Here is an 11,957-nt window from a genome sequence, read left to right on the forward strand (position 1 = left end):
GCACCGCCGGCGCCGGGTAGCCTGCAAACGCACCCTCATGAATAAGAGAGGTTAGTAGGACAGCGCTAGCGGGTGAGAGAGGCGTCCGCAGCGATTTGATCAACTCTGCGGTGAACAGACTCATGCCGATCCCACCTGCATCATCAAGAACGACTTCGCCATCCGCAGCGGCGATGGCTACGATCCCGCGCGTAAGGCCCAGTCGGCGGCGCGACAAGATCTCCTCCATCGCAGGCCCCGCCAACCCGCGCCGCAGCTGCTCGGTTTCTGTCGGGAATGCATGATCGCGGCATGCATCGGCAACAATGATCGTGAAGCCGTCATCATGCCGGTCCAGTCGATGCGCAACGCGACCGAGATCGAGCCCCCCGGCTCGAAAGCTCTGCAAAGATGCCGACTCGCACAGCATGAAGTAGTCATCGCCGTGCGCGATGCCGTGACCAGCAAAGTAGAAGAACACGATTGCGTCTTTGAGTTCCTCCGCCCGTGCCGCGAAGGTTTCAAAGGCTGTGACCAAATCGTCCAGCGAGTGCGGGTCGTTGCGATTTGGCTCGTCGCCGAAAACTGTAACCTCAAAACCGCATGTTTCGAGCTGCTCTGCCAGTGCCAATACGCCTGCGACAGGTGTCTGGAGTTGTGCAAAGCCGCTGCCGACCTTGTAGACCTCTTGAGCAATCAGAAGCGCGATTCGGGGGGGGGCTATCGCATCCATTTGCATGCAGGGAAACTAGAGCAGCCAATTTGTGTGCGCAATTCAATGTTATTGCAGAACAGGAGGAATTCGCCAGACTGTCTGCGTTACGAACGCGGAGCACGAGACGTGATCGACCCCACGAACGCAGCCTATCGCCAAACTGTCGGGCGGGCGGCGCATGCACTTGTCGGTATTGGCTTCTATGAGCAGGCCATCCCGGATTTCACCGCAAAATTTGATCTCTTCCGTGACATGGTAGGCATGACCAAAACGGCATGGCCTGACAATATCTTCGCTAGGCTGCTCTTCGGTGACCAGCAGGGATCAGCGGTAAACTGGAGTAGGAAAAAGAATGGGCAAACCAGCTTCTCTTCAGAGGATGCGGCTGCGACAGCACAAATAATGAACTTCTTTGCCGGATTTTCGGTCGATGATCTGACGGGCTATCAGTCCTCGCGGTTTGATGCGCCTTGTATCGCCTTCATGATGACCCAAAAGCCAGGCAATGCCTCGCTACGAGCCGTGGACCTCGCCTTGCCGTCGCTCGAGTTTGCTGGGCGACTGGCAAGTCTTCTCAAGTTCACTGATCAGGAAATCAGCAACGACATTCTTCACGATAGAGCAATGAAGTACCTTCACGGCCTTCGCAATGTTTGCGATCGAGAAAAGGCGGTCGCATTCTTACGCGGTCGGCAGCGCGGTGAAGGGCTAACTCGGTTCGGCGGTGCGCAAGTCCAGCCCGAACAACCGCCTTGGGAGCGCGAGCCGATCACCTTTCGAGCTGGTGACAAGCCTATCGTGGGACTCGATTTCGTCTCCAAGGAGCCGTGTGAGATCTGGGGGGTTACGATCCGTGATCCCCGTCCGAGCAGCATGACGCCGCGCGCGGGTCCTTTGTGCTGGGACGAACCCTGGGAGAACCTCGTCCGTTGGTCGCCGCCGCGCGGACCGATCGAGCCCGGTGAACCACTCGTCATCGACTATGGGTCCATCGTCGACATGCGCGGGGAATACAGCGTCTATCTCCTTGTCGATGCGAGTGCCAAAGGCGACTTACGGAAATCCTTGGGCAAAGGGGATCGTCTGTCGGTGCCCGTCGAGGCATTGCACGCACTGCTGGCGAACGCGGGAAGTTCAAAGGCGAAGCCCGAGTTCGACTGCTATATGGCGCGCTACAAGGTCCGGGGAGCGCTTTTGGAGCAAAGGGACGCGAATGCCTGATTCGTATCTTGACCGACTGATCGGCTCACAGGGGCACATGGTGCACCGAATTCGCGCTAAGGACACGACGGGGCGCTGGGCGATCTATTTCGTCTATGTCCGCGAGAATCGCGAATCAGCGTTCATGGCTGCGATTGAGGGCGACGGTGCGATCGACATCGATCATTTCGGCGACGTTCTTGCGTCCTGCTATGGTGAGGAGCCAACGGCGGAATTGAAAGTATATCTCAAAGAGAAATACGGGTTTTCTGTCTAGCGACTCCCTCAGAATTATTCCCTACTTTGAATAGTATTTGATGCGATGAAGGGCCGCACAAATGAATGATGGGCTTCGGAAAAATGTGCGCCAGCGCAGCCATTTCATGGTCAAAGCGCCAAGATTTAAAATCAAGCGAGATCTCATTATCGGCCCTGAGACATCTCAGGCGCTTGAGGAGTGTATATCTCTGTTTATGCATCACGAGACGATTTACACGGACTGGGGATTTGCTGAAGTCGACCCGTTGGGTCGTGCAGCAACCGTGAATTTTCATGGGCCACCTGGAACCGGGAAAACAATGGCAGCTGAAGCGCTGGCCGGATCGCTCAACATGACCTTCCTAGCGCTCAACATAGCGGACCTGGAAAGCAGCTTGAAGGGCGAGATGGCGAAAAACATCCAGGCTGCCTTCGAATTGGCTTACGAGGAGGGTGCCCTGCTGTTTTTCGACGAAGCAGATGCTTTGCTTGGACGCCGTATCGCAGTGTCGCAAGGTATAGATAACGACATTAATGCGACCCGAAACACCTTTATGACCGAGCTAAACAAGCATCAGGGCCTTGTTGTATTTGCGACCAATTTCTCCCGTGATTACGATGATGCGATCCTGAGCCGCATCACGCACCAGGTGTATTTCGCCCTTCCGGACATAAAAGAGAGACGCGGTCTGTGGTCGAAGATGCTTGTAAGCGGGATACCCCTTGCCGGAGACCGTAACGAAATCATCGAAGACGCAGTGAGAGCCTCACAAGGATTGTCCGGTCGCGACATCTTGCATTCCATGAGGCGGGCTCTTCCCTCAGTCCTGATGGAGGCGCAATCCGGTGTAACTGACTTTCGGCTTGAAAGCCGACATGTCGTCGGGGCGATCGAAGCTATCAGGCGGCGATATCGCAAGCAAGAGCAGGCGGCCAAGCCGGAAGATACCGACCCCGACAACGCTGGTTCGCTGAAACGAAACCTGAATATGCAATAGGAGGCCTGCGATGTGGGAAGCGATGAGGAGTTGGGGCCGCTCTGTTCTGTCCGTTCTTGGTAGTGCTGTGCAAAGCGGCATTCGCTATGCAGTTGATACTGGAAAGAAAATCGTCAGTGTAGGCAAGCGCGTTGTCAATGCAGCGTTATCGGCCGCGAAGGAGGCGTTGATCAAGACAGCAATCGTGATTGCAGATCATGGGCACAGCTTCGTTGATAGCGTCAAAAGAACTTGGACAGCGGTCAAGCCCTATCTTCAAGCAGTCGGCCAACCCATTCTCGCATTTCTGAAATCAGCGACTTCGGCACACCCGAGACTTAATGCCTTTGTACACGCGGTCGACAAGCTCCTGGATCTGGCGCTGAAGTTCTTCGTGACCCCGATCGCGGCGGCGCTCGAGAAGGCGGTCCGTTGGACGATCGACATGATCACGAAGGTCGTTGATCGGTTCATTCGGAAAGACGAGTGGGGGGGGGCCAGACGGAAACGTGACTTGCTTCGGGAGAAGGCAGCCGAAATGATGGCTGCCAACCCCGATGAGGCCCACACTCTGCTGCTACTCGCGATGTTCATCGATTTCGAACTTGCCAGAGCGGGAGTGGCCCAGGCGCTCGAACAAACAGATATGGACAATTTCGATCAATATCTGCGTCTGCAGGCAGCTCAAAGCTTGCTCGAACTGGCAGAACTTCGGCTTCGAAACACCGAGGATTTCGGCAGATTGACGGAAGCCGACTTTCTGATTGTGGAGATGGGATCGGCTATGCTCGGCCATGGTGGCCAGCTTGATGAAGAAAAGCTCGCGATGCTTAACGACATCATAGAGGCTGAGTACGGGAGCAGACTGTTTCCTTTCGTCTTCGAGAAGCTCCTTATCGCCTGGGCGGCGCGATCTGTGGAACTGGATCGACTCTACAAAGCGGAGGCGGGTAAGGTGTCGGCCCTCCTTCACCGGCGAGCCATTCTTAGTTCGAAACTAAGGCCAAGCATGTCCCAAGAGGAAAAGGACGCAATCAGCGTTCAGATTGCGAACGTTGAAGCCGAAGTCGAGATGGCGCAGGAATTGGCTGATGAAGCTCTCGAACGAGCTGAGACGATGAGCCGTTATCAGCATGCCGGCGAAGGGGTACTGCTCCAAGTACAAAAGAGCGACGATGCCCTGGCGGCGGACCTAGACGACATTGAGACCAAGACAGCGCTCGAAATTGCGCCTCTCCTGATCGGGTTCATCGAAAAGGGTGTGGCTTGGTCCGACATTCGACCAAGAGAGATAGCCGATAAGATCGATCGCTTCGCGCTGCTCTATCAGGAGGCCTACAAGCAGCGGATGATGCGTCTGGAATTCGGAAGCGGCCATGACGACGAGACCGACGAGGCGGAGGGCGACGCGCAGTCCGAGACCGATAGCGCTGCGCCTGAAATCAAGGATGATAATGAAGACCCTATTGGCGGCGCGAACGGAGTTGAGTCTGATCACGATAAGCCGGACGATCTGTCAAACTCAGCCGGGGAAGAATGAGCATGGCCGCAGATGTCCCGTCCTATTCGATGTCACCTGGCGCGATTGCCCATTTTCTTTGGTTTCAACAGGGAGAATGGCTGCCAATAATTCTTGTTTCGTTGATGGCGATATCAGCTTTCGGCGTGCTTGCTTGGACGTCAGCAAACGCCAATGAAAAAAACTGGAAAACGAAATGGGAAGATCTGAAGAGTGATGATTATGGTTCGATTGCCGACATCAGCGAGGCCATCGCACATCCATCAGAGCGTTGGTGTTCGATTCTGCCAAGCCTGTTGCTTGTAGCGGGGCTGCTTGGCACGTTTATTGGCCTAGGGATATCGCTAGACGCTGCAAGTCAAGTCTTCGAGAACGCAAATAGTAGTAGTGCGGAAATCGAACAGGTTCTCATCGGCTTGGGCGCAAAATTCAAAACCTCGACATGGGGCATTATATTCTTTCTTTTCGTGAGGATCACCTCAAAGCTCAAGGATTGGGAAAGCCAACGTCTTAATTTCTGTATAACCAATATCACGAGACAGAGAACGACCTCTAGGATCAATGACCGACGCTTCATGGAACGTCTAACAACGGCCGTTAAAGAGCAAATTCAGCACTCTGAGCGAAGCTCGATACCTTTCCTCAAGAAAATTAGCGAGGGAATAGAGCACTTCGTCTCTGCGAACGAACAAAACATGGGTAAAATTCGCGCTTCCGCTTCCGAGATGGCCGCTGCGGCCCAGCTCATGAAAAGCTCGGCGGAGACAATGTCAAGTGCATCAAACGCACTCGAAGGAGCAGCTAACGGCCTCAGTGGCGAGATACAGGCATTTGGAAACAAGGTTGACGAGACCTTGGGCGGGATAAAGTCTGATCTCGGAGCCGCAATAGAAGGTATGAGCAATACTATCGGTCGCCAGATGGATCAGATGGCTGGCAGCATGAAATCATCAACCGATGAAATTGAAATTACAATGAATAAACTTCAGAATTCGGTTGGCGAGACGATGAAAGAAATGAGTCAAGACATCAAGACGTCCATCGAAGATCAGAGTCATGCTGTTGCGCAGACACAAGAGGCCGTGTCGGCTCTCCTTCTAGCTGCAACAAGGTTAAGCGAGCCTGTGAACAGACTCTCACGCGAAGTAAAAGAAAATGTGACGCGTATGCAAAGGGATGCGCTCGTCATCCAGGACCTGGCGAATATCAGTCTAGAGAGTGGCGAGAAGTTGAAGGACTTCATGAAAACCGAGGCCGATCAGCTAGCCAGGCTGACAGGTGCATTGCAGAGCGCGATCTCGCGTGATGATCGGATTGCATCGGATGTGCACCGCATCTCACAACAGGTGACGGAACTTCAGAAGCTTGCTGCTCGCCTGGCCAACTTGTCCAGAACCGAGCAGGTCATTTTGTCCCATGGTGATGAGAGCGAGACATAATGATGCGGGAGAAGGAGAACGAATGGATTGCGATCGCTGATCTCATGGCGGGCGCAGTCGGCGTCGTCCTTCTCTTCTTTGTCGTCGCTGCTATCAAGGAGAAACAATCGGACCCTGCTGCTGAAGCTGCACGAGAACGTGCTGCCCTGCTCAACGGCATCGTGGAGGCAATAAACAGCAAACAAGGAGAAGGAGTGAGCATTGCCATTGATAAGGATGGCATAATCCGGCTTCCGAGCAAGAACATGTTCGACAGCAGCGCAACACAGCTGAATGCTCAGGGACGGTCAGTTATTGATTTGATGCTCTTAGAATTGTCGCAAACATTACCGTGTTATGTGAAGAGTTCTGACAATCGTGTTCTTTGCACAAACGAGCATCCACGCCGTGTAGGATGCAAGCCTTCATCGCAAAGCGCTGGTTCGACCTGTGTCCGGCCCAAGGTCCTGTTCGAGACAGTAATGATCGAAGGCCACGCAGATGCCAACATCGCCAGCGGATCATGCGACAATTGGTGTCTTTCTACGGAGCGTGCGGGGTCAATCCTGAAGATCGGGACACAAGTTTACCCGGAGTTGTTCGCACTGAAAAATGCCCAAGGGCAAGACGTATTCGGCCTTGCTGGATACGGCGACCGACGCCCAATTGTTGGATATGATGGCGGTGACGAACGCCAAAGGAGGGTTGATATCCGTTTCATTGTTGAAGGTAGCCCCCGTTGATCATCGAAAACTATATTGGGTAATTCCTTCTATTTATTGAGACGCTGATTACCATAGATTTTTAGTAATTTAGACTCTGTGCGGGGAGGAGGGGCGAATGGCTATCGAACCAGCGCTGTCATGCAACCGCATCAAGCCCGCTGCGCTGGATTATCGACAACAGCCGGAGTGCCGGACCTCCCGGCTTCTTCGCTCCGCGCTCCCAGTCCGACACAAGGTTCTTCGATACGTTGAGATAGCGCGCGAATACTGGCTGCGATACACGCTCCGCTTCGCGAATCGCCTTGATCTCGTCCGGCGACAGAACTGGCGCAGGCGCAAGGCAGGTCTCATTGAACTCACGCATGGTGCGCTTGTCGATGCTGCCCGCGTCGTGGAGGCCTTCCATCATCTCGTGGACCGCGGCCATCGCCTCGCTCTTGTAGGTCTTTGCCTTAGCCTTGCTCATCGTCTTTCACCTCGACCAATCGGCCTGCTTCAACTTCGGTTTCGATCTGGTCCTCGCCCAGCTCAAGCATGATGCTGGCCGCCTTGCGATAGACCTTCAGCTCCGCCGCACTCAGGTTCGCCTTGTCGCTCTTGGCGAAGGCAAACACGAATATGGCCCGCTCGCTCGAGCGGAAGATCAGGATCGAGCGATACCCGCCCGACTTGCCTCCGCCCTGGCGCGCGATGCGCTGTTTGATGAGGCCGCTGCCAAGATCGGCATCGATCAGGCCGGTCTCTGCCCGATGCACGGCATCAGCAAGCGTGGCATCGCTGATTTTTTCCTTTGCCGCGAACTTGGCGAACCAGCGGTTGGCGTAGATGCGGATGCGCGGGTTCTCAGTCATGCAGCAACGGCCCACTATCATACTTGGTGTTACGGCTCAATGAATATGAGCCGCTCATGTTTTGCTCGATCAGGTCGCCGATGCGCTGCGCTGCCTCGATGACATGACCATCGTCAAGGTGAGCGTAGCGGGTCGTCGTGCGCACATCGGCATGGCCCAGCAGCTTGCCGATCATCGGCAGAGTTTCCGAATGGGCGGCGGCGTGGCTGGCAAAGCTGTGCCGCAGATCGTGGATGCGGACGCCGTGTAGCCCCGCCTCGTCACGCAGCTTGCTCCAAAGGTTGCCGATGTCGGTAATCGGGCGCTGGGTGGCCAGGTTCCAGAAGACATAGCGTTGCTTCTCCCGGCGCGGCAGCGCGTGGAGGATCGTGGCTGCCGCCTCGGCCAGCCAGACCGTGCGCGGGCCGGTCTTGCTGTCGGTCAGCAGCAAGCGCCGCCCTCGTACTTCGCTCCATTTGAGGCATGCAATCTCCGACTTACGGCAGCCGGTCAGGATCAAAAGGCTGATTGCCGCGCAATGCAGCGGGAAGGTTTTGCCGTGCCGGTAAAGCACTTCGCCGATCCGCCTGAACTCCTGATCGGACAGGAAGCGCTCGCACTTCCGCCCCTTGTTCTTGCGGATGTAGAGACAGGGGTTCGAGCCTTCGGGCCGAACGCCCCATTGCTCGGCCTTGTTGAACATGGCGCGCAGGATTTCACTGCAGCGATTGGCCGCGCCAGGTCCGCCCGTGTTGGTGATCCGATTGAACCATTCCTGCACATGGCGTTCCTCGATCTCGTCGAGGAACAGGCCTTCGAAGGCCCGGTCGAGGTATTTCCGCTTGTAGTAGCGGTGGGTGTAGAGCGTGGACGGTTTCCACTTAGGCGATACGCGCTCCCAATAGGTCTTGAGAAAGTCGCGGTAGGACGGAACCTTGCGCAGCCGTTTGCGCTCCTCTGCCGGATTGTCGCCGGTCTGAGCACGGAGCAGGACGCGGCGCGCAACATCCTTTGCCTGCGCACGGCTGAGCACCTTGGCATTGCCGATCGTCACGGTGCGGGTGCGCCCTTCCATCCGCGCCTGGACGATGTAAACCTTGCGCCCGCTGGCATAATGCCGCGTCCCGAAGCCGGGCAGTTCGCGGGTCCAGCAGGTTTTGCGCAGTTCACCCAGGCCACCGCACTTGCCGATAACATGGAGCCGGAGACTGCCCAGTTCCTCAGCGACGATCCCCCTTAGGGTCAGCGCGTTCATTGCCCGACTCCGATCAGGCGCGCGATGGAGCCGGATACGCGCTCCGCTGCATCGGCGACGATCTCGTCGGACAGATGCGCATATCTGGTCGTGGTTTCCGCTAGCGCGTGTCCCAGCAGCTTGCCGATCACCATTAGGGAAATATTGTCGCGGATCGCGACCGAGGCAAAGCTGTGGCGCAGGTCATGCAGCCTCACGTCCGGCAAGGCCGCACGGTTGCGAATCTTCGACCAATGGATGCCAAGCGTGATTGGTTTGTCGGGATTGCGAAACGACGGAAACAACAGGCCGGTCGGCTTGCGGTCAGGCAAGGCAGCGATCACATCCACGGCCTGCCGGTTGAGATAAAAGATCTTCGCGCCAGTCTTGCTGTCAGACAACATGAGGCGCGGTTCCTGCACCCATTCCCAGCGCAGTTGCTCGATCTCGCCGCAACGCGCCCCAGTGTAGACCAGCAGACGGATCGCCGCGACATAGAGCGGCTGCTCGGCCTCATAGTCCCGCAATGCCGTGGCAAGCCGCGCATATTCGTGCGGTGATAGAAACCGTTCCATCGGTTTACGCTTGTAACGGGGCGTGCCCTTGCAGGGATTGGAGCCGCGCGGTCGCAGGCCGAGGCGTTCGGCATAGCCCATCATTACAGAGAACACCGGCAAGGTGCGATTGAACACGCCGGGGCGCTCGACGAAGCTGTCGCGCCAGAACAGGATGTCACCCTTGGCCAGATCGTCGATCCGCCGGTCGCCGAATGCGCCGAGGATTTCCTTGAAGATGGCGCTCTCGTTGCGCTTTCGGGTCGATGGTTTCCAGTGTCGCGAATAGTCAGCCCAGAAACGTTCGGCGTAGTCGCGCAGCAAGGGCGCATCGCTCTTCTGTGCAGCTCGTGCCTTCTGACGTGTTGGCAGACCGTCTAGCACGACCTCCGCCAGTTTCGCCCGCGCGAGGCGGCGGGCCGTGGCAGGCGAGATGTCGCGGGAGGTACCGAGCGACACCCGCCGCAGCTTGCCGCGCTGGCGGAACAGCACGAACCAAGTCCGCCTGCCGCCGGGATTTACCCGCAGGCCAAAGCCCGGCAGGTCGATATCCCAATACTCGCGAATGCGCTTGCCCGGTTTGCGCCGGGCAATGTTGCCGTTGAGCCGAACCCGGTTGGACGGCTTTGCCTTTTCACCAATCCCACGCCCATCACCGGATTGGGGCAGCGAATGATTCGGGGCTTCTTTCGCTGGTGGCAGATAGCCATTTGCTTGCATTGATTTGCTCCTCTCTGTAGAGGAACAACTTCGCGTAACCTATTACTTAATAATCTCTTTCTGCCGCATGGCGGCGTCAGGAGTGCTTGAACTTGCGCTTGTGCTTGTGTGCGGGCTTTCCCGGCTTGGGCCCATTTCCGGGCTTGGCGAACCCGCGCGCGGGCGGCTTGGCCTTGACGAAGGCGTTGTCGGCATTGCTGCGCGAGGGGCGCAGCTGGCGGTTGCTGCGGGCCGCCTCGCGCGGGCCGGCGTCGGAGCGCTCGATCCGCACCATTTCCTCGTCGCCCTGCGTCTCGCCGGTGCGCGCGGCGGTGGCGGCATATTTTTCGGCCAGCGCGCGCGGGATCTGGAAATAGGTCTCTGCCTGGCCGATGCGGATCGCGCCGATCTCGTTCTTGGTGATGTGCCCGCGGCGGCAGATCAGGGGGAGCAGCCAGCGCGGGTCGGCCCCGTCGCTGCGGCCGATATCCATCCGGAACCACACCGTGTCCTCGAAGCCGGGGCGGTGGCGTTCCTTGGCCGCCTCGCGCGAATTGGCGTTGATCTCCTCGGGCTCGGGCATCCGCGCGCGGTGGGCGTGGACGAGCATCGCGGCGATATCCTCGGGCGAGCGTTCGGCGAGCAGGCGCTGGGCGAGCTCGCGGTCGGCCTCGTCGAACTCGGTCGGGGCGAGGAGCTTTTCCAGCAGCCGCTCGCGGTCGCGCGTCGCGATCATCTCGGGGCCCGGCACGTCCTGCCATTCGGCGGCGATCTGCGCGCGGCCGAGCATTGCCTCGGTCCGGCGGCGGGCGGAGAAGGGCACGATTAGCACCGCGATCCCCTTGCGCCCCGCGCGCCCCGTGCGGCCCGAGCGGTGCTGGAGCGTCTCGGCATCGCGCGGCAGCTCGACATGGATGACAAGGCTCAGCGTCGGCAGGTCGATCCCGCGCGCGGCGACATCGGTCGCAACGCACACCCGCGCGCGGCCATCGCGCAGCGCCTGCAAGGCCTGATTGCGCTCGGACTGCGAATGCTCGCCCGACAGCGCCACGACCGCAAAGCCGCGCTCCTGCAGGGTCGCGTGGAGGTGGCGCACCTTCTCGCGGGTGGAGCAGAACAGGATCGCGGTCTCGGCCTCGTGGAAGCGCAGCAGGTTGACCACCGCGTTCTCGACTTCCGGCGGGGAGACGGTGACGGCCTGATAGGCGATGTCGCCATGCCCGCGGCCGCCTTCGGAAATGGTGGCGATGCGCAGCGCCTCGCGCTGATAGCGCCGCGCCAGCGCCTCGATCGGGCGCGGCATGGTGGCCGAGAACAGCAGCGTGCGGCGGGTGTCGGGCGTGGCATCGAGGATCGCCTCCAGCTCCTCGCGAAAGCCCATGTCGAGCATCTCGTCGGCCTCGTCGAGCACCGCGACTGCTAGCCCCGAGAGGTCCAGCGCCCCGCGCTCGAAATGGTCGCGCAGGCGCCCCGGGGTGCCGACCACGATCGCCGGGCCGGAGTTCAGCACCTTGCGCTCGGCCGAGGGGTTCATGCCGCCCACGCACGTAGCCACACGGGCACCGGTGCGGGCGTAGAGCCATTCGAGCTCGCGGCTGACCTGCAAGGCAAGCTCGCGCGTGGGGGTGATGACCAGCGCGCGCGGGGCCTCGAGGTAGCCGATCCGCTCGGCCTCGCCGAGCAGTTCGGGCACCATCGCCAGACCGAAAGCCACCGTCTTGCCCGAGCCGGTCTGGGCCGAGACGACAAGGTCGCGCCCCGCCGTTTCGGGCTGAAGAACGGCGGCCTGCACGCTGGTGGCAGCCTCGTAGCCGCGCTCTTCAAGGGCGGCGGCGATGGGGGCGGGAAG

General features: G+C 58.6%; 12 protein-coding genes. 6 read left to right on the plus strand and 6 right to left on the minus strand.

Annotated elements, in window-relative coordinates:
* Positions 1 to 718: caspase family protein (locus AX708_RS02460; protein ID WP_156454516.1), on the minus strand; the 718-nt coding region annotated here is incomplete at its 3' end.
* Positions 719 to 820: 102 nt separating this feature from the next.
* On the opposite strand from AX708_RS02460, the gene AX708_RS02465 reads away from it, so the two are divergent.
* From AX708_RS02465 to AX708_RS20210, 6 genes are all read left to right on the plus strand, one after another.
* Complete coding sequence (locus AX708_RS02465) at positions 821 to 1,915, plus strand: hypothetical protein (RefSeq protein WP_066525296.1); 1,095 nt, start codon at positions 821 to 823, stop codon at positions 1,913 to 1,915.
* Complete coding sequence (locus tag AX708_RS02470) at positions 1,908 to 2,171, plus strand: hypothetical protein (protein ID WP_067489461.1); 264 nt, start codon at positions 1,908 to 1,910, stop codon at positions 2,169 to 2,171. The genes AX708_RS02465 and AX708_RS02470 overlap by 8 nt, the downstream gene beginning before the upstream one ends.
* A 61-nt stretch (positions 2,172 to 2,232) precedes the next feature.
* Positions 2,233 to 3,150, plus strand: a complete 918-nt coding sequence (locus tag AX708_RS02475; RefSeq protein WP_067489464.1) for an ATP-binding protein — start codon at positions 2,233 to 2,235, stop codon at positions 3,148 to 3,150.
* 10 nt (positions 3,151 to 3,160) lie between these two features.
* The gene (locus AX708_RS02480) at positions 3,161 to 4,669 is read left to right on the plus strand and encodes a hypothetical protein (RefSeq protein ID WP_066525290.1); all 1,509 of its coding nucleotides are present in this window, start codon (positions 3,161 to 3,163) and stop codon (positions 4,667 to 4,669) included.
* Positions 4,670 to 4,671: 2 nt separating this feature from the next.
* On the plus strand, positions 4,672 to 6,087 hold the full coding sequence (locus AX708_RS02485; protein WP_066525288.1) for a hypothetical protein: 1,416 nt from the start codon (positions 4,672 to 4,674) through the stop codon (positions 6,085 to 6,087).
* A complete protein-coding gene (locus AX708_RS20210) occupies positions 6,087 to 6,809 on the plus strand; it encodes a hypothetical protein (RefSeq protein WP_156443255.1) in 723 nt (240 codons plus the stop codon). Before AX708_RS02485 ends, AX708_RS20210 begins: the two co-directional genes overlap by 1 nt.
* 118 nt (positions 6,810 to 6,927) lie before the next feature.
* Here the strand turns inward: AX708_RS20210 and AX708_RS02490 are convergent, their stop codons facing one another.
* From AX708_RS02490 to AX708_RS02510, 5 genes are all read right to left on the minus strand, one after another.
* Positions 6,928 to 7,257, minus strand: coding sequence for a DNA-binding transcriptional regulator (locus AX708_RS02490; protein ID WP_066525287.1), 330 nt, complete (start codon positions 7,255 to 7,257; stop codon positions 6,928 to 6,930).
* The gene (locus AX708_RS02495) at positions 7,244 to 7,642 is read right to left on the minus strand and encodes a type II toxin-antitoxin system RelE/ParE family toxin (RefSeq protein WP_233999595.1); all 399 of its coding nucleotides are present in this window, start codon (positions 7,640 to 7,642) and stop codon (positions 7,244 to 7,246) included. The genes AX708_RS02490 and AX708_RS02495 overlap by 14 nt, the downstream gene beginning before the upstream one ends.
* Positions 7,635 to 8,876, minus strand: a complete 1,242-nt coding sequence (locus AX708_RS02500; RefSeq protein WP_066525286.1) for a tyrosine-type recombinase/integrase — start codon at positions 8,874 to 8,876, stop codon at positions 7,635 to 7,637. The genes AX708_RS02495 and AX708_RS02500 overlap by 8 nt, the downstream gene beginning before the upstream one ends.
* A complete protein-coding gene (locus tag AX708_RS02505) occupies positions 8,873 to 10,129 on the minus strand; it encodes a site-specific integrase (RefSeq protein ID WP_066525283.1) in 1,257 nt (418 codons plus the stop codon). The genes AX708_RS02500 and AX708_RS02505 overlap by 4 nt, the downstream gene beginning before the upstream one ends.
* A 76-nt stretch (positions 10,130 to 10,205) precedes the next feature.
* Positions 10,206 to 11,957, minus strand: a 1,752-nt coding sequence (locus AX708_RS02510) for a DEAD/DEAH box helicase (protein WP_067489466.1), incomplete at its 5' end; no start/stop codon positions are given.

Origin of the sequence: Erythrobacter sp. CCH5-A1, from assembly GCF_001557115.1 — a bacterium.
Taxonomy (GTDB): Bacteria; Pseudomonadota; Alphaproteobacteria; order Sphingomonadales; family Sphingomonadaceae; genus Erythrobacter.